At 50.8% G+C, this 23550-nt stretch carries 19 protein-coding genes; 6 read left to right on the top strand and 13 right to left on the bottom strand.

Features of this window, described 5'->3' with window-relative positions; translation table 11 throughout:
- Nucleotides 1-144 precede the first annotated feature (144 nt).
- The 6 genes from FMS18_RS16225 to FMS18_RS16250 all read left to right on the top strand — a co-directional run bounded on the left by FMS18_RS16225 (nucleotide 145) and on the right by FMS18_RS16250 (nucleotide 8262).
- Nucleotides 145-1149 carry a C4-dicarboxylate TRAP transporter substrate-binding protein gene (locus FMS18_RS16225; RefSeq protein ID WP_163295729.1) on the top strand — a complete coding sequence of 335 codons (1005 nt, stop codon included), beginning with the start codon at nucleotides 145-147 and terminating at the stop codon, nucleotides 1147-1149.
- A 58-nt stretch (nucleotides 1150-1207) separates the two neighbouring features.
- Nucleotides 1208-1705 (top strand): TRAP transporter small permease, encoded by a 498-nt coding sequence (locus tag FMS18_RS16230; protein WP_163295730.1) that lies wholly within the window; start codon nucleotides 1208-1210, stop codon nucleotides 1703-1705.
- Between the two features lie 2 nt (nucleotides 1706-1707).
- A complete protein-coding gene (locus tag FMS18_RS16235) occupies nucleotides 1708-2988 on the top strand; it encodes a TRAP transporter large permease (RefSeq protein ID WP_163295731.1) in 1281 nt (426 codons plus the stop codon).
- A gap of 11 nt (nucleotides 2989-2999) precedes the next feature.
- Nucleotides 3000-3941 carry a glycerophosphodiester phosphodiesterase gene (locus FMS18_RS16240; protein ID WP_163295732.1) on the top strand — a complete coding sequence of 314 codons (942 nt, stop codon included), beginning with the start codon at nucleotides 3000-3002 and terminating at the stop codon, nucleotides 3939-3941.
- Between the two features lie 63 nt (nucleotides 3942-4004).
- Nucleotides 4005-7079, top strand: coding sequence for a hypothetical protein (locus FMS18_RS16245; RefSeq protein ID WP_163295733.1), 3075 nt, complete (start codon nucleotides 4005-4007; stop codon nucleotides 7077-7079).
- A 136-nt stretch (nucleotides 7080-7215) separates the two neighbouring features.
- Nucleotides 7216-8262, top strand: a complete 1047-nt coding sequence (locus tag FMS18_RS16250) for a tRNA-dihydrouridine synthase (protein ID WP_163295734.1) — start codon at nucleotides 7216-7218, stop codon at nucleotides 8260-8262.
- An 11-nt stretch (nucleotides 8263-8273) separates the two neighbouring features.
- Here FMS18_RS16250 and FMS18_RS16255 read toward each other — a convergent pair whose 3' ends face one another.
- The 13 genes from FMS18_RS16255 to FMS18_RS16315 form a co-directional block, all read right to left on the bottom strand.
- Complete coding sequence (locus FMS18_RS16255; protein WP_163295735.1) at nucleotides 8274-9878, bottom strand: PAS domain-containing sensor histidine kinase; 1605 nt, start codon at nucleotides 9876-9878, stop codon at nucleotides 8274-8276.
- 10 nt (nucleotides 9879-9888) lie between these two features.
- Nucleotides 9889-11316, bottom strand: a complete 1428-nt coding sequence (locus FMS18_RS16260; RefSeq protein WP_163295736.1) for a sigma-54 dependent transcriptional regulator — start codon at nucleotides 11314-11316, stop codon at nucleotides 9889-9891.
- Between the two features lie 173 nt (nucleotides 11317-11489).
- Nucleotides 11490-12749, bottom strand: a complete 1260-nt coding sequence (locus tag FMS18_RS16265; RefSeq protein ID WP_203544678.1) for a phenylacetate--CoA ligase family protein — start codon at nucleotides 12747-12749, stop codon at nucleotides 11490-11492.
- 142 nt (nucleotides 12750-12891) lie between these two features.
- Nucleotides 12892-13689, bottom strand: a complete 798-nt coding sequence (locus FMS18_RS16270) for an ABC transporter ATP-binding protein (protein ID WP_203544679.1) — start codon at nucleotides 13687-13689, stop codon at nucleotides 12892-12894.
- A gap of 9 nt (nucleotides 13690-13698) precedes the next feature.
- A complete protein-coding gene (locus tag FMS18_RS16275) occupies nucleotides 13699-14862 on the bottom strand; it encodes an ABC transporter substrate-binding protein (protein ID WP_163295737.1) in 1164 nt (387 codons plus the stop codon).
- A gap of 59 nt (nucleotides 14863-14921) precedes the next feature.
- The gene (locus FMS18_RS16280; protein ID WP_163295738.1) at nucleotides 14922-15965 is read right to left on the bottom strand and encodes a branched-chain amino acid ABC transporter permease; all 1044 of its coding nucleotides are present in this window, start codon (nucleotides 15963-15965) and stop codon (nucleotides 14922-14924) included.
- A 1-nt stretch (nucleotide 15966) separates the two neighbouring features.
- Nucleotides 15967-16854: a branched-chain amino acid ABC transporter permease gene (locus FMS18_RS16285; RefSeq protein ID WP_163295739.1), complete on the bottom strand. Its 888-nt coding sequence runs from the start codon at nucleotides 16852-16854 to the stop codon at nucleotides 15967-15969.
- Nucleotides 16854-18752, bottom strand: a complete 1899-nt coding sequence (locus FMS18_RS16290; RefSeq protein ID WP_163295740.1) for an AMP-binding protein — start codon at nucleotides 18750-18752, stop codon at nucleotides 16854-16856. Before FMS18_RS16290 ends, FMS18_RS16285 begins: the two co-directional genes overlap by 1 nt.
- A gap of 1 nt (nucleotide 18753) precedes the next feature.
- On the bottom strand, nucleotides 18754-19590 hold the full coding sequence (locus FMS18_RS16295) for an ABC transporter ATP-binding protein (protein WP_163295741.1): 837 nt from the start codon (nucleotides 19588-19590) through the stop codon (nucleotides 18754-18756).
- A complete protein-coding gene (locus FMS18_RS16300; protein WP_163295742.1) occupies nucleotides 19577-20230 on the bottom strand; it encodes a CBS domain-containing protein in 654 nt (217 codons plus the stop codon). The genes FMS18_RS16295 and FMS18_RS16300 overlap by 14 nt, the downstream gene beginning before the upstream one ends.
- A gap of 531 nt (nucleotides 20231-20761) precedes the next feature.
- Nucleotides 20762-21463 carry a SapC family protein gene (locus tag FMS18_RS16305; protein ID WP_163295743.1) on the bottom strand — a complete coding sequence of 234 codons (702 nt, stop codon included), beginning with the start codon at nucleotides 21461-21463 and terminating at the stop codon, nucleotides 20762-20764.
- 18 nt (nucleotides 21464-21481) lie between these two features.
- A complete protein-coding gene (locus FMS18_RS16310; RefSeq protein WP_163295744.1) occupies nucleotides 21482-22153 on the bottom strand; it encodes an HlyD family efflux transporter periplasmic adaptor subunit in 672 nt (223 codons plus the stop codon).
- A gap of 206 nt (nucleotides 22154-22359) precedes the next feature.
- Nucleotides 22360-23544, bottom strand: coding sequence for a M50 family metallopeptidase (locus tag FMS18_RS16315; RefSeq protein ID WP_163295745.1), 1185 nt, complete (start codon nucleotides 23542-23544; stop codon nucleotides 22360-22362).
- Between the last annotated feature and the right edge of the window lie 6 nt (nucleotides 23545-23550).

Genomic DNA, 23550 nt, shown 5'->3' on the forward strand with positions numbered 1-23550 from the left:
TCGTGACCCAAACAAAGTGATACTCAATTTTGTACTTCGTATGACTGCCTCTGCGGTATTCCATACGGAGAATATAAAGCAACTACTAGCTGAAAGCTACCCGGCTGAAGCCGGGGGATTTAACCTTAGAGGCGGACGATTAAAATGAGCTTCAAGAAGACCCTTTCCGTGCTTTGCGCAGGTACTGCCCTGCTTCTGTCCATGTCCACCATGTGCATGGCTGCTGACGACTACAAACTGACCCTTAAACTGAGTCACGTTTTCAGCCCCGCTGAGCAGCTTTCCAAATCCATGGACGCTGTGGCCGAGTCCATCCACGAAAAAACCGACGGCGCAATCAACATCCAGACTTTCCCGCAGGCCCAGCTGCCCGCATACAAGGAAGGCGTGGAGCAGGTTGTTCGCGGAGCTAAATTCATCTCCGTAGAAGATCCCTCTTTCATCGGTGACTATGTTCCCGATTTCAAAGCCCTTTACGCTCCCATGCTTTACCGCAGCTTTGACGAATACGTGACTCTCACCCAGTCCGACCTCGTTAAGAAAATGAAAGCTGAAGCTGAGAAACAGGGCATCAAGATTCTTGCTCTCGACTACATCTACGGTTTCCGTAACCTTATCACCCAGAAAGTCATCAAGACTCCTGCTGATCTCAAGGGCATGAAAATCCGTACCCCCGGTTCCAAATCCTACATCGACACCCTCACCGCCATGGGCGCGGTTGCTACTCCCCTGCCTTGGGGCGAAACCCTCTCCGCAGTACAGCAGGGCGTTGTTGACGGTCTCGAAGGTTCCGAATTCACCAACATCGGCACCAAAGTGTACGAAGGCCCCACCAAAAACGTAGCCAACACCCGCCACATTCTCGGTACCTGCGGTGTGTACATCTCCACCAAGGTCTGGGAAAAGATTCCTGCTAAATACCAGAAGATCATCGAAGAAGAGTTCGCTGGTGGCGCAACTCACATGGTCAACCTGCTCAAGTCCCAGCACGGCGGCGTGGTCAAGGAACTGGAATCCTACGGCGTGAAATTCAATGAAGTTGACGGCGACGCTTTCCGCGCAGCCCTCAAGCCTCTCTACAAAGAACAGAAAGGCATGACTCCCGGTATCTACCAGACTATCTTCAAAGAACTCGACGCAATGAGATAAACAATAAATTCAGGGCATGGGCGTCACATCTCCCATGCCCTGCTTTTGGTGGTGAACAATGTCTACTACAGCATGCAGATTTATTTTTAAAAATTTCGACCTCCTGCTCAGCGGTTTTTTCCTGTGCATTACCGTTGCGGTGGTCATCGTCAATGTCGGGCTGCGCTACCTTTTCCAGGGCGGTCTTTTCTGGGCCGAAGAAGTAGCGACAACCGCATTCATCTGGTCCGTTTTCGTTGGATCAGCCGCTGCATACCGCTACAAAATGCATATCGGCATTGATATGATCAGCAAGATCGGCCCCAAAGTCTGGCGCAGATTCATTGCTGTGGTCATCGACCTCATGATGTTCATCATTAACGGTTACATCGTTTATCTCAGTGTTTTCTACATTCAGGCAAACAAGCTGAAACGCACACCCGTTCTCGATATTCCCGCCATTTACGTGAATCTGGCACTTACGGTCGGTTTCTCCTTGATTACTGTCTACGCACTGGCTTTCCTGTATCAGGATTTAGGAAAACTTTTCGGCAAACAGGCAGAAGAAGGAGAATAAACATGCTTACATTTCCCGTAACCATCGTAATGGCCCTGTATTTTACCAGTATCCCCATTGCCTTTGCCCTTTTGGCCGCAGGTCTCGCATATTTCACTTTCGGCGATGTCGGCACACCGCCGGACCTGATCCTGCAAAAGTTCATCACCTCCACCGCTTCCTTTCCTTTACTGGCCATTCCATTTTTCATCATGGCCGGAGAGATCATGAACTTTTCAGGAATCAGTGCCGCCCTCATGAAGATGGCAGAAGTACTGACCGGACACCTGCGCGGCGGTCTGGCTCAGGTCAACGTACTGCTCTCCACCCTCATGGGCGGAATTTCCGGATCAGCCAACGCGGATGCAGCCATGCAGTCCAAAATTATTGTCCCGCAGATGACCAAACGCGGGTACAGCGCGCCGTTTGCTACCGCCATCACCGCCGCATCATCTGCAATTGCCCCGGTAATCCCACCGGGTATCAACCTGATCATCTACGCTCTCATTGCACAGGTTTCAGTGGCAAAAATGTTCATCGGCGGTTACACTCCGGGGCTTCTCATGTGCCTTGGACTAATGCTCACCGTACATTTCATTGCCAAGAAAAGAGACTACAAGCCTTCCCGCGAAAAAATGGCTTCCGGCAAGGAAATATTCAAACAGTTTCGCGAATCCATCTGGGGACTTTTACTCCCGCTGGGCATCATCGCCGGTATTCGTTTCGGTGTATTTACCCCCACTGAAGCCGGAGCCATGGCCGTGCTGTTCTGTATCATCATCGGAGTTTTCTTTTATAAGCAACTGAGATGGGAGCATTTCCCCATCATCATGAAAAACACCATTCTGGGCACCAGCTCGGTTATGCTGATTGTTATCGCCGCCTCCGTATTCGGGCAGTACATGAGTTGGGAACGTATTCCCCATCAGCTGACCAAGAGCATTCTGGCTATCTCCGAATCCCCGTGGCTGATTCTGGTTGTGATCAACTTCCTGCTCCTGTTCCTCGGAATGTTCCTTGAAGGGGGAGCACTGCTGATCATCGTAGCCCCGCTGCTGGTTCCGCTGGTCAAAGGCATGGGCATCGACCTTATCCACTTTGGTCTGATCATGATCGTCAACATTATGATCGGAGGGATAACGCCGCCGTTCGGCTCAATGATGTTCACGACCTGCGCCATTACCGGATCAACTGTAGGCGAATTCTGCCGTGAGATCTGGCCGTTTATTCTGGCCCTGCTCATTGTTCTGGTAATCGTGACTTACATGCCCTCCGTGGTAATGTTTCTCCCCAACATCCTATAGTGGAGTTTGAAATGATACTCATCGGCCATCGGGGCTGTAAGTACCCCGGATATAACCAGAACACCATCCGTTCCTTTACCAAAGTAACCTCCGAAGGCGTTGCGGCCATTGAATTTGATGTCCAGCTAAGCGCAGACAAAGAACTGGTTATCGTTCACAATCTTGACCTTGAAGAGGTTTCAACCGGCAAAGGCGAGGTTTCCAGTACGGATTCAGCAACCCTGAAAAATCTCTTTGCCGGAGACCCCACACAAGGAGAGGACCGCATCCCCTTCCTTGCGGACGTTTTCGATTTCTTTGCTTCCTGTGCAGCGGACAAACGCCCGGCAATCCACATGGAACTGAAAGGGAATAATACCGGCAGAATGGCAGGAGAACTGTTCAATAAATATGTTGCCGCTGAAAAGCTTAGTATGTCCGACATGCTGGTCAGTTCCTTCAATTGGAAAGAGCTTGAAGCCATCCGCGAAGTCTGCCCTGAAGTTAAAGTTGCCCTGTTGGACGGGGCCATCCGCCGCAATCTCCTGCTGAAAAAAACAGGGCCGCAGGCAGAACAATACTTTGCCGAACTTTTCGCTTACGGTAACGAAGATTACATGCTGCCGCGCTTTCCTGTTTTGGCAGATAATCTGAAACTTCTTGATAGGATTTGCGCTGATCAACAAATCCACAGTCTGCTAAGTCAGGAACTGAAAGATTGCCTTAATGGTCGCTACTACACGGATGAACTGCTGGACAGTGCTGATTCCATGAAAGCCACTTCTATCAACCTCTGGTACCGCACTGTTGCGCCCGAATTCATCGAAAAGGCCCATGCACGGGGACTTGCCGTATTCGTGTACACCGCCAACCTTCCGGAAGAATGGACGGCCCTTGCCGATATGGGGATTGACGGTGTTTTCACTGATTTTTACGCAGAGGCCGCACGTACGCTGGCAGACTATAAAATTTAACCGGACATGGGGTTCAGGCAAGGGGCTTCCGGCTTCTGCCGGACCCCGGACCAACTCCATGCCATGACCAAAATATCTTCTCTTTTCTTCGACAAACTCGATTATCAACTATTGCAAATTGTTGATGATGTTCTCAAGCGCGGCCCTAAATCCCGCGCTTTCCGCTCCCTTTTTGTTGAGTACATGCATCCTCACGGGATCAAAGAGATGGCTGCGCCGCAAGGATTGCGCATTGCCTATGCAGTGATCAGCCTGCTGGGAAGTTTTGAGAACGGCATGGCCCACGACCGCTTGAAAGCTCTACGCTCTTTGCGCGATGAAGTATTCCTTTCCTCTTCCGGCTTCTACCGCAAAAATACCGCCCGGGTACTCCTGCAAATCATGAAAAAACTGGTCCGTCCGGGCAACAGTGAACTGAGCAGACTCAAACTGGCTCATGATTTTCGCATGGTCTCAGCAGGAAACCCGCGCAAGATCAGAAAAGAACTGGCAAAATATCATCTGGTAGAAATGCCCGAAGAATGGAACCAGTACGCTTTTGACCATCACGTACATGATGCCAACACCAAAGGAAGGAAATCACCCACCCACCTGATCATGGATGCGTGGATCAAGGGCATCCGCAAGCTCACGGTGGTTTACTACAACTACGTGCGCCCGCAGGTCATTGAGGAACTGCTTGAAGCAGGAAGCATACTGGACATTAAAGTCCGGGTAGGCATCGAGCTTTCTGCTCGTTTCAGGGATAAATACGTCCGCTTCACTTGGGAGCCGAATGTTCTTTCCGACAGTTCCAGCTACCAAAAGTTTCTTGAAAAAGAACGAGTGGTCAATTTATTTGAAGAAGGTCTGGAGGTCTCGCGTTACCAGCAGAAATATGTTTTCGACGTCCTCGCTGAATTCAATAACAACCACCGCAAGGCCCTAAGCAAACAACTGAGCTTGCAACTTCCCCTGCTGAATCAGGAAGAATTTATGGGTTTTGTAGGCACCGGACAACCGTCCATCCTGCATCTTGGACGTTTCATCCACAACAAACTTTCTATTTACGCTGAAAACAAATCCAATTGCGAAGCGGATGGAGACACAGCAGAAACAATAGAGACTGCTCTCACCCCGGAACAAAAAGAAAAACTTCACGGGCTGACTGTCAGGGCCATCATTGCTGAATATCTGATACCCGAGAAGAACCCGCATTTAAACGACCCGGCAAATCCGCATGCAGAGACAGAGCTTCCAATACTCCTGCGCTGCAACATCAATGAATTGATGACCCGTTTGCTACGCATTCACTCAAGCTCGAAATTCACCCTCAATCTGGCCAACCTCACTGCGCAGGATACACTGGAACTGCTTTATGACGGCGGGGGGATGATCACCCATATTGAGGCCTACAACCTGAAAGATGCCTGCAAGGAAATCACCGAAGGGGACAACTCTCTTGAGCAGCAGAATACCCAGCTCAGCGGACAGGAAAAGCACTATAAGCTCATCGGAAGATTGCAGAAAGCCCTCAACGAAGACAGCGTAATCACCCTGAAAAGTGCCATTCGCGAAATCATTTATGATTACGACGACCAACTGGAATGTTTAAAAAAAGAAAAGACAGCCGGTACGGTAAACTTCAGCATCATGCAGGAACGCAAGCCGGAGCTGGTGGCCATCCTTTCTGATCTGGAAAAATTTCATAAAATCTACCGCAAACGAAGCCTGAAATCACGCATTGGATCTGGCTCAACCGGACAAGCGGAACACCGACACGGCATGGGTTTTGTAGTTCTAGACACCCTCCCGGCACGGGCACGCAAACCCTTCTACCGCAACATTTGCGGCGAAGGAGGCACCCGTATCCCGGTCAGCGGTCTGATGACCAAAAGCATCAAAAGCAAGGTGGGGCGTTCTGGAAAAGGGCTCTCCCGTATTTCCGAAAACAACGACAAACGCTGGATAAAATGGAGCCTTGATTCCTTCAGGATTCACGCAGGAAAACCGGGCAATGTCGGCACCCTCGGCGGCCTGACCCTTCAGTCCGAAAACAACATGGACTGCAAGAAAGAAGCAGATACGCTCGATAAACCGTGGACCTACCTGAATACCAACATCAAAAATACCGCCAAGGTCCTGCTGGGCTTTATCCCCGCCTTCCTGACCTTTTACCTGACCAAGGACTGGTGGCTGCTGTCCTATTTCGGGGCGGTAATCTGGTTTGCCATCACCGGATCACGGAATATTATCCAATCGGTCCTCGGCGGCGGAGGTTTACGCCGTTCTCCCTTACTGCCGTGGAACTCGCTGGTCAGCTGGAGCCGCATTTCCGACTCTCTGCTCTACACCGGATTCTCGGTACCCCTGCTGGATTATCTGGTCAAAACCCTGCTGCTGGACAACACCTTCGGAATAACCACCGCCACCGATCCCATACTGCTCTATTCAGTAATGGGACTGGCTAACGGTATTTATCTTTCCAGCCACAATGCCATCCGAGGACTGCCCAAGGGAGCCACTGTGGGCAACTTTTTCAGGTCCATTCTCGCCATTCCCGTAGCCGTAGCCTTAAGCGGACTGATCGGGGCCTCGCTGGGCATGGCCGGAATCCCGGACGCATCAGGAATCTTGCAGAAATGGGCTGCGATCATCTCTAAATTCGCATCAGACGGGGTTGCGGCCTTTATCGAAGGACTCGCCGACAGGCAGGCCAACATCAAAGCCAGACTTACCGGATACAAAACCAAAATAGCCCAGCTCTTTTCGGTTTTCTCCAGACTGGACCTCATGTTCCCCGAAGAAGACGTGCTTGAGATGCTCCAGACCCCTAAAATGATGATACGGACCCTTGGTAAGGAAGCGCAGGACCTTGAAAGACTGATCATCGTAAACGCCCTTGATCTCATGTACTTCTGGCTTTATCAGCCGCGTTCACGAAAAGCATTGGCCATTGTTATGCAAAACATGTCCCGTGAGGAATGGCTCATCTTCTACCGTTCACAGCTGATTCTGAAACGGCACAAAGAGATCAGTCAGGTCTTTGTGGACGGTCTGGTGGGCAAGCATTTCTCCAAGGCCCTTGCTTTTTATCTGGACCAATCCCCGCAATACTTGGCCGATATGGAGAAACTGGGCAAGAAAAGAAATTCGTAACGGGGGCAGGCAGCCTCCGCTTCTCAGAGTATGGATATAAAAAACTCTTTTTCAAGCTCTCAAGACTTGCCCCACCGGCAACAACAGGATAGGCAATGCTGCATCACGTGACACCCAAAAACGTCTTGCAAATCCCATGAGCGAATCGATTCATACCCATTGCCCCAAGCTGGCAGCACAACTCAGCACCCCCATTACCATTGGCGGAAAAACCATCCCCAACCGGTTATGGCTGGCCCCCATGGCCGGATTGACCCATAGTGCTTTTCGGCAGGTTCTCGCCCACTATGGGTCCTGCGGCCTGGCCTTTACGGAAATGTGCAACGCCAAGGCTGTTCCAACAGAAAACCCCAGAATATCCCCGGTATTTCGATGGCACGAGTGGGAACTACCCAGCCTGGTATGTCAATTGGTAGGTGCTACACCAGTAGAGTTGGTGATTGCAGCAAAACGCGTGGAGCGCGAAGGTTTTTTTGGCGTGGATATCAACATGGGATGCTCTGCGCGGGGAATGATCAAACGCGAAGCAGGAGCTGTCCTTCTCAAAACACCGGACAAAGCCGTGGCCTTGGTGGAAGCAGTTCGAAAAGCTGTGTCCATTCCTGTTTTTGTCAAATTCCGCACCGGCTGGTCCAAGGATATCGGTCCGGCAGTGGCTCTGGCCAAAAAGCTTGAAACAGCAGGAGCTGATTGCCTTGTCTTCCACCCGCGAGTGGCCCCGGACAAGCGCACCCGCCCCCCCGTGATTGACAACATCCGCTTCATCAAGGAAGCGGTTTCAATTCCAGTCTTAGGCAATGGCAATGTGACAACCCCGCAGAGCTGCCGGAATATGCTGGATACAACAGGCTGCGACGGAGTCTCCATAGGCCGTATGGCTATAGCGCGCCCATGGCTCTTTGCACAGTGGACAGAAGGCTACACGCCCGGTGACACAATTTTTGAGGATTACATCCTGCGTATGGCAACAGCATTGGAGCAGGAATTTGATCCTGTCCGGGCAATCAAACGATTTCGGATGTTCATGCCTTATTTTGCAGCCAACTTCCGATTTGGGCACAGCCTGCTGGCCACATTTTCCACGGCGAAAACCATAGAGGATGTCCGCCGATTGACCAAAGAACACATCAGGCCGGACATGCTTTTGAGCCAGTCTCCCAATATGAATTTGTACAATCTTTAAACCAGAAGACCTCACTTATAAAGCGGTAACTTCATAACCGCTACAGCACCTCCACCGGGCGGGGATAAAAATTCAAGGCTGCCGTTATTCTTTTTGATTATGCTTGAGGAAATGGAAAGGCCAAGCCCGGTCCCGCCACTGTCACGTTTGGTGGTAAAAAACGGGTCCTCGATATGACGCAGATTCTCTTCCGGGATGCCGTGTCCATTATCTTTTACGATGATCATGGCCTGCGCATCTTTATTGTTCTCATCCCGCTCCGTGTTCACAGAGATGGATAAATGGCTGTCTTCCTCTGACATAGCCTCGCAACTGTTGACTATGAGGTTCATAAGCACCTGAATGAGCCGCTGCGGGTTACCTTCCACCACCGGACCCTTTTCAGGTAGCGTAAGTTCGAAATGACGAACAGACTTTTTGATCTTATGCCGCACAAAGGTCAAAGCCCCGCGCACTATATTGTTGAGCTCCACAAGCTCGCGGGCATCTTCACTGTCCTGCCTTGAATAGTCCTTAAGCTGGGAGACTATGTCCTTGATGCGCCCCGCTCCTTCAATCATTTCGCCTAGCAGGTAAGGAAACTGTTCGCGCAATTCGGAATATTCCAACCCTCCAAGAACAAAATCACCGTGCTCGTCACTGTATTCATCAAGAATCTCCTGCGCATCATTCCAGACATCACGCAATGTGGGCAGATTCAAGGTCAGGTAGCTGTTGGGATTATTGATTTCGTGGGCCACCCCGGCCACAAGAACGCCGAGCGAGGCCATTTTCTCAGCCTGCACCATCTGCTGGCGGCGGCGGTCATTTTCCTTTCGCGTAGAAATATCGGTGAGCTTGCCCTCCACATAAAGGGTGTGCCCTTCTTCATCTTTTTCGCAGCGGGCATTGAATTCAACCCAGATGGATGTGCCGTCCTTACGGAACATGCGCGTCTCGAAGTCCTTGACCAGCTCCTGATCGCGCAGGATAGCCATGACCGTATCCCGCTCAACCGGGTCGCAATAAAGCTGACTGCTGATGTCGAGGATAGACTCCATGAGATCTTCCGGGCTGGCATACCCCAGAATTCGAGCCATCTCCTGATTGGCCTCTATGAATCTTCCTTTTGCCGTAGAGCGGAAAATTCCTTCGAGAGCCTTGTCAAAAATTGCCCGGTACTTACGGCCCTCCTCTTCTATTTCGCTCCATTCGGTAATGTCATGGGCTGCCACCGATCCGGCAACGATCACCCCATTTTCAAAAACCGGAACATAGGTATTTTCATAGAAACGGGTTTCACCTTTGCGACGCTTATATTCCCTTTTCAGGATATACGACTCGCCTCTTAGAACCCGGTCAAAATGGCCCCGTGCGGACTCACGGTCCTGATCATTGGGAAATATATCCAGAATATTCATTCCGGGCCGGATGGTCACACCCCAATTGTGCTTGATGAATTCAAAATGGGCCTGATTGTAGGTTATGTAACGATACTGCGGATCAAATGAAAACTGCATCAAATTGCGAGGGGCATCAATGAGTGTCCGCAACTGCTTTATTTCTTTACGTAAACGGCTGTTCTGCTCTGCGAGAAGACTGATCTTTTCCTTTAAGTGCTTTGTCTCTGACCCCATAATGAATCCGTCAGTTATCGTTATTTTCCCGTTTCATATTATTCAGCCTCTTATTCAAGGCCTGCCGGGAAATTCCAAGGCTCTCGGCTGCTACGGACTGGCTGTTGTCAGCACGGCGCATAGCTTCAAGGGTCAATTCCTCACACGCTTCCTTTAGAGTGGGCAATACGGCCCCGAATGCAATTTTCTGCCCTGCCGGAACAGGCTGGGAAGGATCAGCAGCCACAGAGGAGACTTTCCCAATATGCCTTTGCAACCGTTCAATGTTCAGGCTCTTACCCTCGGTACAGCTGACCGCATCCATAATCAGAAATTGGAGTTCACGCACATTGCCGGGGAAATTATAACCCATGAGCAGATTGATCAACTCCGCAGGCACATCTGGTCTGGAGCGTTTTTCGGCTTTACAATACTCGTTTATAAAATGATCCACCAACAACGGCAGATCTTCCCTGCGTTCCCGCAGTGGCGGAATGTGAATGTGGTGGGCTTTGAGCCTGTAATAAAGATCGCTACGGAACTTGTCGCTCTCGTTCAGTTCTTCGGGATCGATGTTGGTGGCGGCGATGATACGGGCATCGGTCTTGCGGGTCAGGTCCGAGCCGATAGCCATGTATTCCCGTTCCTGAACCAACCTCAACAATTTCAACTGCGAAGCATGGGCCAAGTCTCCTATTTCATCGAGGAAAAGGGTTCCCCCCGCGGCATTGACCACCAATCCCGGACGGGCCTTATCCGCCCCGGTAAAGGCTCCTTTCTTATGTCCGAAAAGGGTATCGGCAAAGATATTATCATCAAGTCCGGCCACGTTGACCGGAACAAATTCCCCGGCACGTCCGCTGGCTTTATGCACGGCACTGGCCACTAGTTCCTTGCCCACCCCGGATTCCCCGGTAATCAACACCGGTTGGGACGATTCGGCAATGGCCTCGATGTATTTGAAGATGGAACGCATGGCCGCGTTTGCAGTGACTATATTCTCAAAAATTTCAGGAAGTTCTAGACGATCATCAAAAAACCGGGAACGCAGGGTGGTGTTTTCCCTTTTAAGCTCCCTGATTTGAATCGCGTGTCTGATCCCCGAAACCAACGAACTTTTATCGTAAGTTTTGACGAAGAAATCAAAGGCCCCCAGCTTGACACACTGCACAGCAGTTTCAACCTGACTCATGCCGGTTATAACCAGAATGGGGATATCCGCATGTTTTGAGGTGACCAGTCTGATCAAATCTTCCCCTGAAACATGAGGCATAGCTAGATCTGCCGCAATAACTTCCACTTCAGTGGTTTCAAGGATTGATTCCACTTCGCGGCTGTCGTTACAGCACAAGATATTGTTTATGCCCGCAGACTTGAGGGCAAGAGAGAAGGAGCGGGTCCATGTTTCCTCGTCATCAACAAGGAGCACAGGATTTTTAGGAAATAAGGTTTTGTTCATCCAGATGCCTCCGGCGGCTCTCCGAGGGGCACCCTGCCGGGGGCCGCCTCCAGCGGGGCCAAAGAACCCTTTAAAAAGGGTTCTCTGGACTCTCCCAAACTTTTTTAATAGGGCTTCGCCGCTTTGGATGCTAAATTGTCGTTGGTAAAATGTTATTTAATATTTATCTAATATTACTCATAAGTGCGCTCATCCACAAGGGGGACAGCGTCATCTTTGATGGCATCATTGTCTGCAAGGATTTCCATGACCGGACGCAGCTTGATCTTATCCTGAAAGGCGGGGATAAACGCTTTCTCGTCCAGCTGACCTTCAAGAACCATCTTGAGGGTCAATTTGTCTTTGCCGCCCTCGTTGCTGACAACTATCTGGTGTTTTGCAATAGCCGGAAAATCCCGGATAACTTCAGCGACTTGAGATGGATAGACAAACTGGCCCTTGACTTTTGCGGTATCGTCGGCGCGGCCGAGAATTCCCGCCAGTTTAGGCGCGGTACGTCCGCACCCGCACGGCTCGTCCACCATGCGTGAAAGGTCCCCGGTAGCGAATCTGACCAGCGGATAGGAAAGGGTGTAGGGAGTGACAACCACTTCACCGATCTCGCCCATAGGCAGCGGTTCCCCGGTCTTGGGATCACATATTTCCACATAGCAGCGACTGGAAACATGCATGCCGCCAAGTTCAAGGCACTCGTAGGAGATGCAACCCAGATCAGCAGTTCCGTACCCCTGACGGACCTTCATGCCGAAGGCTTCTTCCACTTCATTGCGCAGGGATTCGGGCAGTATCTCCGCAGCCACAAAGGCCACATCGAGATTAAAATCCTTTTTCAGGTCCAGCCCCTCAGCCTGTGCTTTTTCGGCAATAACTTTCAGGTAGCTGGTCATGCCTACAAATCCGGTTACGGGCAGGCTGGTCAAAAGCTGCATCTGCACCGGGGTATTGCCCGGTCCCGCAGGAATCACCGCACACCCGATTTCGCGCAAAGGCTGCTCAAGCATAAGCCCCGCGGGAGTCAGGTGATAGCTAAAAGTCATCTGCACCAGATCGCCTTCACGGAAACCTGCGGCGTAAAAACCTTCAGTCCAGCCCCAGTAGTCAGCTTCACGACCTTCGGGATCGAAAATGGGACCGGGAGACTGATAAATCCTGCTCAACTCACCCGGTTTGGCGGTGAGCAGCCAGTCGAGCCCCTTTTCCTGCTGCAGAGAAATTAAGTCTTTCTTGCGCAGGACTGGAATTTTACTGAAAGATTCAAGGTCGGTAATATCAGCAGCAGAAATCCCCGCCGCATCCATACGCGATTTAAATTCTTTTGAAGATTCAGCCGCTTTTTCGATAACGGCTTTAATTTTAGTCAGCTGCCTTTCTGACCGAGCTTCAGGAGCATCTTTCTCATAATCATTAAATAGTCCGTTATATCTATCCACCATCTCACCTCATAAAAATTAATTAATCAGATTAATCATCGCAAAATGTTTCGAAACAAACGGCGAAGCCCCGATAAAAAAGTTTGGGATTCTTAAACCCTTTCCAAAGGGTTTAAGGCCCCCGGCAGGGACCGCCGGTAGGCTCTTATCCCAACCAGCGTTTGCGACGGCGGTAATGTTTTACGTCGCGATAGCTTCGTTTTTCTCCGCCATGGGACAGGCCGAGATAAAATTCCTGCACATCAGGATTGTGAAGCAATTCCTCGCCCTTGCCATCCATAACAATGCGCCCATTCTCCATGATGTAGCCGTAATCCGCCAAAGACAGGGCCATGCGGGCATTCTGTTCAACCAACAATACGGTTACCCCTTCCTGCTTGTTGATTTTCTTGACGATATCAAAAATTTCCTCGACCAGAAGAGGCGCAAGGCCCAGTGACGGCTCATCGAGAAGCAAAAGCCTGGGGTTGGCCATTACCGCACGGCCGATAGCCAGCATCTGCTGCTCTCCGCCGGACATATAGCCCGCCAGCTGTGAACGACGCTCTTTCAGCCTTGGGAAATATGTGTACACCTTTTCAAGATTGTCGGAAAAGTATTTGGCGGGCTGGGTGTAGGCACCGCAACGCAGGTTTTCTTCCACATTGAGATCCTCAAAAATGCGCCGCCCTTCCATGACCTGAAAAACTCCTTTACGGACCATTTTTTCCGGACTCTGGATGTTTACCGGCTTGTCTTCATAAAGGATGGTGCCGGATGTGGCTTTACCGTCCTCGCCCTCCAGCAGGCCGGAAATGGCCTTGAGGGTTGTGGATTTCCCGGCCCCGTTCGCGCCCAGCAAAGTAGTGATGGACCCTTTCTCCACATTGAGACTCAGACCTTTGAGCACCAGCACCACGTCATTGTAGACGACTTCGAGGTTTTGAACGTTCAGCAGACTCATAAATAAATCCTATTTACCCAGCCATTTGTCGTCTCGGGGCAGGGAGACTGTTTCGAGGAATTCGAGTTTACCGTCTTTTACGGTACAGACGTTAACAGCCATGCTCGGACGGTGGTCTCCGGGGAAGTAACTTATAGCCGGGGCCAGTCCCATGGGATCGTAATCGCGCATACTCTCTAAGGCTTCTTTGATGGACTGACCGGTTACCTTGCCATTTGCGGCGGCCTGCTTCATGCCCTCGACCATGACCATGGTAGAGACAAAACCACGCAGATAATGGGTCATCTTAGGCTGGCCCTTGGTCTGCTCTTCAATCATCTTCATGCCGGGAACGTCCTGACCGTAAACAGCTGCGGCCTGCATACCAAAATTGCCTTCACAGGCCGCACCGGCCATCTTGGCAAGGTTCTCATCGTTACCCCAGATATTGACCAAAAACTTACCGTTAAAGCCGAGCTTCTTGGCATCCTTCATCATGACAGCAGTGGAGGGAGTGGTACCGCCCACCCAGACGAAATCGGGATTCTGCCTTTTGAGAGCTAAAAGCTGCGGGGTCGCGTCCATGGCTTTCAGGCCGAGAACCTCATCTCCGGTAATCTCAAATCCCAACTCTTTTGCATATTCCTTCATGGCCTTGAGGGGCACATGACCATACGGCTTGTCAGGGTAGACGAATGCCAGCCTCGGGGCACGGTCTTCCTTCCAGCTGTCCTTGATATATTTCAACCCGGCACGGCCTTGGGTGGAATAGTCGGGAGCGATAGTGAAATTGTAGGGAGCCTTTTTCGGGTCCATGAGATGTGCGGAATAGGATGCGGAAAACACCGGGATACGGTCACGGGAAACAAAACGCACCAGAGCTTCGGTGTCACCGGTTCCCCAGCCCTGCAAAGCTACTATACCCTGTGATTTAAAACGTTTGTATGCGGCAAGAGCCTGCTGCACATTATAGGCGTAGTCCACCTGAATAAGCTTGATATCTTCGCCGTTAACGCCACCATTGGCATTGACATAAGCAATGCAGTCCTTCACGCCCTGAGCGTAAGGAACACCAACGCTGGAAGTAGGTCCGGTAAGGTCGGACAGTACACCGACTTTCAGGGTCGCAAAGGCTGTTGAACCTATCAGCAGGGTTACCATGAGGACCGTTAAGGTCAAAATTCTTTTAATCATTGTTCTCTCTCCTCTAAAGAATGACGGATTATTTTAAAGTGCTGCCTGCACGTTTTTGTTTAATAAGCAAAAGGATAAAGCTTCCAGTAAGCCTTGATCAGTTTCCACTTACGCACCAGCCCTTCGGGTTCGAAGATCAGGAAGAGCACGAGAGTCAGCCCGAAGACACCTTCCTTGAGCGGTGCTGCCATGGCACTTGCTTCCGGGGCCATGGTTTCAAGCATGGAAGTGGCGATATTGAGCACTTCGGGCAACAGAGTGATAAATATTGCGCCGAAGATGGAACCCAGCACCGAGCCCATGCCGCCGATGATGATCATCGCCAGATAGCTGATGGACAGCCCGATGGAGAACTGTTCCGGGGTGATGTACATGGTGTAGTAAGCCCAGAGTCCCCCGGCGATACCGGCCATGAATGAACTGGTGGCGAAAGCCTGCAACTTATATTGAAAAAGATTCACACCCACGTTCTCCGCCGACTGGTAAAAATCACGGATAGCCACAAAAGCGCGGCCCGAACGGGAACGCACGATGTTTGATACGCCGAGTACGCAGACGCTGGTGATGGCGAAAATGAGGTAAAACATCTTCTCATCGGTATCGAACATGAAACCGAAGATTTCCGGTGAATCAACAGGCATGCCGTTGGCTCCTCCGGTGAAGGATGTCCAATGCAGGAACACGTATTCCAGAATAAGCTGTGCTGCGAGTGTTGAGATGGCAAGATAAATCCCCTTCAGCCGCAGCGAAGGGATACCGAAGATCATCCCGGCAATTGCAGCCATGGCTCCACCGCCCAGCAGGCAGAAGAGGAAAGGCAGTCCTTTGGTTGCCAGAAAGGCACATCCGTAGGCCCCTACCCCCACAAAGGCTCCATGCCCCAGAGACATCTGCCCGCAAACCCCGGTGAGCAGGTTCAGGGAAACTGCGCCGATAACCGCGATCATGATCAGGTTCATTACCGATATGTAGTAGAAATCCAGTACGCAGGGCGCGGCCAGCATAGCCGCCATGAACAGCCCGAGACACGTTTTCTGAAACGTGGACGGAAAGAGCTGGTCTTCACTATTGTAAGTTGTAAAAAACAGTCCGCATTTCTGCATATTACACTCTCTCGATTTCTTTGGTGCCGAACAGCCCGTATGGCTTGACCATGAGGATGATGACCAGCACCACAAAGGATGCAACTTCCTTAAAGCCGCCGAGGTTCAGCAGATCGCGGGCAAGCCCTTCGCTGATATTCTCCAGCACACCGATGATGAGTCCGCCCAGAGCCGCTCCGAGCAGGGAGTCCAGTCCACCCAGAATAACCGCCGGGAAGACTTTCAAGCCGAGATGCCCGAGCTGGGAGTTGATGCCGTTGATGTTGCCGAGAATGATTCCGCCGATGGAGGAAACCACTGCGGCGATACACCATGACAGGGCAAAAATATTCTTGATACCGATGCCCATGGACTGCGCGGCCTGCTGGTCAAAAGCAGTGGCCCGCATGGCAATGCCCAGCGAGGAATACTTGAAGAACAGGGAGAAAACCGCAAATAGCAGCAGGCAAAGCACAAAGGCCGCAATATAAACCGGAGCAATGGGCAACCCGAAAACCATAATCGGCTCCTGCGGCAGGATGGGCGGAAAAACCCTGATCTGCGTTCCCCAGAAGACCTGCACCAGCGACTTGAGTATGGACGAAAGCCCGATAGTGACCATAACCACCGAAATGATCGGTTCCCCGATGAGTGGTCGCAGAACCATCCTCTCCACCAGTATTCCCAGTATGAGCGAGAAGACCAGTGTGATCAGGAACGAGAGCAGAAACGGCAGCTGGTACTGCACGGTCAGCGCGAAGCAGATGTACGCTCCGGCCATGACCATTTCACCCTGTGCAAAGTTAACCACCTTGGTGGCCTTGAAAATAATGACAAAACCAAGGGCCACCAGACTGTAGATGGAACCTACCACGAGGCCGTTGATTATGAGTTGGAGGTAATATTCCATTAGCGGGCCTCGCTGATTTCGCGGATGGCTATGGGGCCGGACATGGTCCGCTCCGAGCCGTCCTGATATTTGATACGGGCGGTGAGATTGATCTCCTTTGCACCGTTATAAAGAGCGTGGATGAGATCGCCGTAACGCTCGCCTATGATCTTACGGCGAATTTTGCGGGTACGGGTCAGTTCGCCGTCGTCCGCGTCCAGTTCTTTAAAGAGCAGGGCAAAACGCTTAACCGAAGTGCCGTCCTCCAGAGATTCATTGATTGATGCAACTTCTTCGCTGATAAGGTCGTAGAGATTGGGGTTGGAAGCCAGATCCTGATAGGTGGTGTAGGTCAGCTGCTGCTGTTCGGCCCAACGCCCGGCAATATCACTGTCCAGACAGATGATGGCGGTGATGTAGTCGCGATCCTGCCCGACGACCACCGCTTCCTGTACATAAGTGGAGAACTTGATCTTGTTCTCGATGAACTGCGGGGAGAAGCGGGCTCCGCTATTGAGGGTCATTACATCGGAAAGGCGGTCGATAATAACCAGCTGCCCGTTGTCCTTGAAATATCCGGCATCACCGGATTTGAGCCAGCCGTCTTCAATTGTTTCGGCAGTGGCTTCCTCATTTTTAAGGTAGCCTTTAAAGACAGCAGGACTTTTGGTCAGTACTTCGCCTTCTTCGGAAATCTTGATTTCGGTTTCCGGGATAGGTTCACCCACAGTATCAAAACTGACAGAGCCGTCCTTGTGGATACAGGAAATACCTGCCACTTCGGTCTGCCCGTAAATCTGCTTCAGGTTGATGCCCAGCGCATGAAAAAAGGTAAAGGTGTCCGGCCCCAGCGGTGCGCCCCCGGTAGACCCGCTGCGGATGCGCGAAAATCCCAGACGGTCCCTGAGAGCCCGGAACAAGCAGAGCTCAGCCAGCCAATAGCCGAACTTGTCCATGGCTGAGGGAGTCTGCCCGTGCAAGACCTTGTCAGCATAATTGATGCCCATGGGCAGAAACAGATTAAACAGCCAGCGTTTGAGCGGCGTGGTCTCCATTATACGGACACGGACTTTGGCAGCCATATTTTCCCAGACGCGGGGCGGAGAAAAAATGAGATGCGGGCCGATTTCGCGGATATTTTCCTGCACCGTATCCGGCTCTTCAGGAAAGTTTACGCAAAATCCGAAAAGCAGAGCCGAAGCCACAGCCATCATCTGTTCGCCCATCCATGCCAGCGGCAAAAAGGATACAAATTCATCGGATTCTTTTTTGGGATCGGAATCACCGAGGTTCCAGGCCATGGAAAGAAGATTCTCGTGGGTCAGCATGGCCAGCTTGGGACGTCCGGTGGAACCGGAGGTAGTGGCGATAATCGCGACATCTTCGGGAACAACTTCAGCGGTCCATTTTTCGAATTGATCAGCCTTAGCCTTGCCGAGCGACCTGATGTCATCAAAGGACATAAGTCCTTGCTCATCATAATCCACCAGCCCTTTGGGATCATGAGAAATTATGTATTTGAGGTCCGGGAGCTGGTCACGGATGGAGAGGATTTTGTCCACCTGCTCCTGATCCTCGGCAACCACGAGCCTCGCTTCAGAAAGAGTAAAAATATAACCGATTTCGTCCGCCGGAGAGTCCTGATAAAGTCCCACGGAATATCCGCCAATGCCCTGAATCGCCAGCTGAGCCCAAAGCCATTCAGGGCGGTTATCACCGATGATGACGATGGCATCGCCCTTCCCAAAACCCAATGACTTGAGTCCGGCGGCGAACTCGGATGTTATTTCAAGATACTGCTTATATGAAAACGACTGCCAGATGCCGAGATATTTCTCACGCATGGCCGTGCGGGTAGCCCGCTCGCGCCCGTTTTTGATCAGCAGTGCCGGAAGTGTTGTATTGTATGGACGGCTCATTTTACCTTCCTTGATAAAGCCCGCCCTCGTCTCCAAGGTAGGCACTAATAACTTTCTTGTTCTGCTGCACTTCATCGGGAGTTCCACAAGCGAGGATGCGACCGAAATCGAGCACCACCACGTGATCGGAAATATCCATGACCACCCCCATATCGTGTTCCACCAGAAATACTGAAATGCCCCACTCCTCATTGATGTCGAGAATGTAGCGGGCCATGTCTTCGGTCTCTTCGAGGTTCATGCCCGCCATGGGTTCGTCGAGAAGGAGCAGTTCAGGCTCGGCAGCCAGCGCGCGGCCCAACTCGACTTTTTTCTGAACCCCGTAAGGCAGGTGTCCGGCGGCCTGATGGCGGTAGGGGGAGAGCCCCAGAAAATCGATGATTTCCTCTACCCGCTCCCTGTGCGCGGATTCTTCCTTGCGGGCCTTGCCGAAGTAGAGAAGCGAGGACAATATACCGTAATTAATACGCGAATGACGCCCCACCATCAGGTTATCCAGTACGGAAAGTCCCCGGAACAGGGCAATGTTCTGAAAAGTACGGGCCATACCGAAATGGGTACGCTTGTTGGCCGGCGTACCAAGCATCTCATCCCCTTTAAGGGTAATGGAACCGGTGTCGGGAAAGTAACGCCCGGAAATACAATTGAGCATGCTGGTCTTGCCCGCGCCGTTGGGCCCGATGAGCGAGGTGATACTTCCCTTGCGCACTTCACAGTTCACCCTTGAGAGCGCGGCCACTCCTTTAAAGGTCAAGGTAACATCCTTGACCTCAAGCATAACCTGATCCATGGGGACCGGTTCACAGTCCGGTTTGAAAAAGGGGCTACTGCCATTCATCCCTGAAATCCTCCGGTCCTACGACATCGTAACCGTTCTTCTGCAAAACTGCGGCAACGGACGAGGGGTTCTCGGCATTAATCCGAATAACGACCATTCTGCGGGAATCGTGATTGAATGTTCCGGTGGAAATAATGGAATAGCCGAGCTCGTCAATGAGGCTGGAAACGTGCTTAAGCACGCCGGGGCGGTCTTCCACCTCGAAAACTATGCGTGAGCCGCCTTCAGCGAATCCCATTTCTTCAGCCAGGACATCGAGAATAACGTTGCGATTGATATAACCGAGAAGATTATTGTTAGCGTCCACCACCGCGAGTCCTGCCAGATTCTTGCGGCGCATGATCACCGCGGCTTCCTCGATTTCAGTTTCAGGGCTGACCGTGGTGATGTCTGTGCGCATAATCTTTTTAAGGGTCAGTTTGGAGAGCAGGTAGTTGATTTCGTGTTTATCCAGCCCGGTCATGGTTGAAGGCATGGCCGCGCTGATATCTTCCTTGCGCACATATCCCACCAGCTTGCTCTTATCCACGATAAGCAGCATCCAGAGCATATTGTCATCCATAAGGATGGAAGCATCTTCCGCCAGCGTATCCGGTGACTGCGGCATGAAGTCTTTCAACATCTTAAGCCCGACGTACATATATAAAAACCTCCTGAAACAAATATGGTTGGTTCTCTATTGAAAGGAACGTGCCAAAGGAGGTTGATAAATTTACTTCGCTAGTCATTAACGCAAATATTCATTTATTTAGGAGTGTTACAAAAACTGAAAATCGCAGAGGAATACAAAAAGACGCTGCTGAAAACAATTTATACAGACATGTAAAAATGTATTTTTAGCAACTTTTGTTGACAAAATTATATTGAGGCGGGGCAATAGCTACTTTTTTTGCGTAAGGAGCCGTTTCGCAACTTTAGTTGCAAGAGCAACTTTGGTTGCTATGCATTTCAATCAGCGTGATGCTGAAAATTCCCTTTTCAAATTCAGCAGAAGCAGACGATTTAAAACTGGCCGCACGACTCCGCCATTATCAGCACCAAAACCAAAAGCCCCACAATGAGATAACACATTGCCGGGCTTTACTTTTTCTTGGAACCAGCGATCGGAATTGATGGAAGAACCTATAGATGAGGGACTGTCTTTGAAAGATTAAGGTCGCCACACAAGAATTCAAACTTTTGGACTCAATGCCACAAGCCGCTCAATCTGCCCAAGAGAAATAAGATGGGCGTAAATAACTGCAAGATAGCCTTTATTCTTCAATTCAAGAAAGACATCATCCGGCAATTCATTCAAACGCTGTCCATTTACTCCGTAGATGCCTTGCAGGCTGTGCGGGCAGTTCTCCCCCGGAACTTTAATGTCCAAGGGTACTATTAATGATTTATCAGCAAGGTATGCGCTGAATTCAGTTGTTGCAGCCGCTGCCGCCTGCAATTCTCCCATGAACTGCATTATGTTGTTCAGGGTTGTGCTCTCTCTACCCTCTTCGTCAAACAAAGGCTCACCTGCACCGATATTCAGGAGTCCGCTGTCCTCGTCAAAAAGCAGTACCCATTTGTCCGGTTGGCCCTCAAAATACGAATATGAAAAAGGGTACTGACGGATGGAAGCGGGAACAAAAGGGACCAGCCACTTTCCCTCCCCATCCACAAAAAAATTCTGCCCAGGCTCAAATCCCAACATGACTCCGGGGTCAAATCCTCCGATGTCAGCGTTCTCGACAAATATAATCGGAAAAACCGAACAAGCCTGCACAAATTCAGCCAGCACCAAACGGGCAAAATGTGCACCTGCCGCAAAATCCATATTTTCGGGAGTCCTGATTTTGTACGCTGCATGTTCATTTTTATTTAAGGGCACCATTTTCATATATATTCCTCTCTTATCTTAAAACCCGGTTTCCCTGATCAACACCGCAGCCACATAACGGAAAAATCGTCCTGCAAAACTTGCTTTTTCACCCTCAAGACGCAAAGCTCCCCCGCTCACCCAGACAGGTGAAATTATCTGAGCATCCGACTGCAACTCAATCCTATAAGTTGCTGATTCCGGAACAAGTTTCCCTAGCTCTCCCGGACGGGCCGAGATTGCTCCGCCATGGATTGTAGCAAGCATCCGGTCATCAAGCGTGTCAACCGGGACAGGGTCAATTGAGGTGACATGCACAGGAATCCATTTCCAACTCCCTGTATCAGCCAGAAAAGTTCCTCGGGCACCTAATCGAATCCTGCCCAATTCTCTTTCCTCTACATATGCCTCAAACCGGGTGCCCTCCTCTGTTGAAACGGCACCTAGCTTCGTTTTAATAGAAATCCATTGTCCCGTACGGAGAGGCTCAGAAACAGAATACTTTCCACTGAAAGGAGCTTTAATTACCAGCTGCTCCAACTGCTTATTGATTCCAAACAACTGAGAATCCACTTCGGAAAGCTGTTGTTGAAGCACATTAATTGATTCCAGCTCCCTAACAGACCCTGCACTGCGCTTGATCAATTTTTGTAACAAATGACAGCGGGCATTAAGGACACGCTTACGTGTCTCAAGTTCAGGGGATCTCATACGCAGCAAAGTCTGCCCTGACTGAACAGACTCTCCCGGCTAGACCAGCACTTCTGAAACAAGACCTGTGCTTTTGGGATAAATACGCTGAAACTTATCCGTTTTCAGTACGGCGGGAAGGTTCAAAGTCGTCTGCCATGGAACAAATATAAGTATTGCTCCCAGCAAAAAGAATGCTGGTAAGAGCAGTCGTAAACCTGAAAATTTTACTCCACCGCAAAGAGGATAATCCCCAGCACCTTAAAAAAAGCATGGTAGACCAGAAAAGCAATCCCAAAAAAAAGAAAAAAGCGGTACAGCCATGTACCCCATGCATAAGCAATGAAAACAGCTTCACGGCGCGGGGACAACATTTCAGGTTTGGGATCATCAATCCCAAACAAAAACCGACGCAGACGCCAGCGGGCAAGGGCGAAGGAGCGGGATTGAAGGTTTTCTGCCCCCAGCCAGTCGGAAAGTACGTAGTAGCCGTCGAAACGCATAAACGGGCTCATATTTATCAGCAGACTGCCCACCCAACTTACTGTGGCCACAAAAAAAGCACCACTGCGCAAGAAGCCGTCATCAAGAAAACTCCACAAAAAAGTGGCGATCATAGCCAGAGCCAATTCCACCTTGACCCCGGCAAGGGATATGAGCAGCCGCTGACGGTGCGACCTCAGCCGCCATGAATCCGTTGTATCGGTATAAAGCATGGGGTACATGACCAGAAAAGCCACGCCCATAACCGGAATTTTGCAGCCCATGCGCTTGGCTGTATAAGCGTGCCCCAATTCATGGGCGGTCTTGACCAGCATCAGGGTCAACCCGAAAATGGCCACCCCGCGCAGATTAAAAAAATCCTGAAATGTAGCTTGAAATACTTCCCACTGCCGGGTGGTCAGATAGAGTCCCAGCATTCCGAGAAATAACAGAATCGGCCAGACCAGCCGGGAATAAAGAGGAGCAACCAAAGGCAATATCTTGGAGAGAAAACGATCCGGCTGAAAAATGGGGACCCGGAAATAAAGATAATTCTTGAGCAGCCATTTAAGCGGCGAAACCTTGCCCTGCTCCACCTCACGGCAAAGCCCTTCAACCTGTTGCGAAGACGAAATAACCACGAGTTTGTTGCGGATCAGGAAATCCATCAGTTCGAGAACATCTCCCCGTCCGGACCTGATACCGAAGCCGGATAACTTTTCAATAAAACCATCAAGACTCACCCCAGCCTGCCAATGACTGAGGAGAGTAAAAACCTGCCTGCCCATACGGAAAAACACATTGCGTTGCGGATCATGCAGGGTCCATTGGGGGAAGCCGTCTTCTCCGGCACCGCCTTCGATGAGCCTCAAGTTCTGCCTGATGGCCGGGAGAACCATAAGCGGACAAGCGTTTGCAGACTGCTCCATGCCTTC

The organism is Desulfovibrio sp. JC022 (genome assembly GCF_010470665.1).
Taxonomy (GTDB): domain Bacteria; phylum Desulfobacterota; class Desulfovibrionia; order Desulfovibrionales; family Desulfovibrionaceae; genus Maridesulfovibrio.

Coding starts and splice junctions, on each gene's coding strand:
- FMS18_RS16315 (WP_163295745.1), bottom strand. CDS start 23,544: ATGGAGCAGTCTGCAAACGCTTGTCCGCTTATGGTTCTCCCGGCCATC.
- FMS18_RS16255 (WP_163295735.1), bottom strand. CDS start 9,878: ATGGGGTCAGAGACAAAGCACTTAAAGGAAAAGATCAGTCTTCTCGCA.
- FMS18_RS16250 (WP_163295734.1), top strand. CDS start 7,216: ATGAGCGAATCGATTCATACCCATTGCCCCAAGCTGGCAGCACAACTC.
- FMS18_RS16240 (WP_163295732.1), top strand. CDS start 3,000: ATGATACTCATCGGCCATCGGGGCTGTAAGTACCCCGGATATAACCAG.
- FMS18_RS16225 (WP_163295729.1), top strand. CDS start 145: ATGAGCTTCAAGAAGACCCTTTCCGTGCTTTGCGCAGGTACTGCCCTG.
- FMS18_RS16290 (WP_163295740.1), bottom strand. CDS start 18,752: ATGAGCCGTCCATACAATACAACACTTCCGGCACTGCTGATCAAAAAC.
- FMS18_RS16260 (WP_163295736.1), bottom strand. CDS start 11,316: ATGAACAAAACCTTATTTCCTAAAAATCCTGTGCTCCTTGTTGATGAC.
- FMS18_RS16230 (WP_163295730.1), top strand. CDS start 1,208: ATGTCTACTACAGCATGCAGATTTATTTTTAAAAATTTCGACCTCCTG.
- FMS18_RS16265 (WP_203544678.1), bottom strand. CDS start 12,749: ATGGTGGATAGATATAACGGACTATTTAATGATTATGAGAAAGATGCT.
- FMS18_RS16300 (WP_163295742.1), bottom strand. CDS start 20,230: ATGTACGTCGGGCTTAAGATGTTGAAAGACTTCATGCCGCAGTCACCG.
- FMS18_RS16295 (WP_163295741.1), bottom strand. CDS start 19,590: ATGAATGGCAGTAGCCCCTTTTTCAAACCGGACTGTGAACCGGTCCCC.
- FMS18_RS16245 (WP_163295733.1), top strand. CDS start 4,005: ATGACCAAAATATCTTCTCTTTTCTTCGACAAACTCGATTATCAACTA.
- FMS18_RS16275 (WP_163295737.1), bottom strand. CDS start 14,862: ATGATTAAAAGAATTTTGACCTTAACGGTCCTCATGGTAACCCTGCTG.
- FMS18_RS16235 (WP_163295731.1), top strand. CDS start 1,708: ATGCTTACATTTCCCGTAACCATCGTAATGGCCCTGTATTTTACCAGT.
- FMS18_RS16305 (WP_163295743.1), bottom strand. CDS start 21,463: ATGAAAATGGTGCCCTTAAATAAAAATGAACATGCAGCGTACAAAATC.
- FMS18_RS16285 (WP_163295739.1), bottom strand. CDS start 16,854: ATGGAATATTACCTCCAACTCATAATCAACGGCCTCGTGGTAGGTTCC.
- FMS18_RS16270 (WP_203544679.1), bottom strand. CDS start 13,689: ATGAGTCTGCTGAACGTTCAAAACCTCGAAGTCGTCTACAATGACGTG.
- FMS18_RS16310 (WP_163295744.1), bottom strand. CDS start 22,153: ATGAGATCCCCTGAACTTGAGACACGTAAGCGTGTCCTTAATGCCCGC.
- FMS18_RS16280 (WP_163295738.1), bottom strand. CDS start 15,965: ATGCAGAAATGCGGACTGTTTTTTACAACTTACAATAGTGAAGACCAG.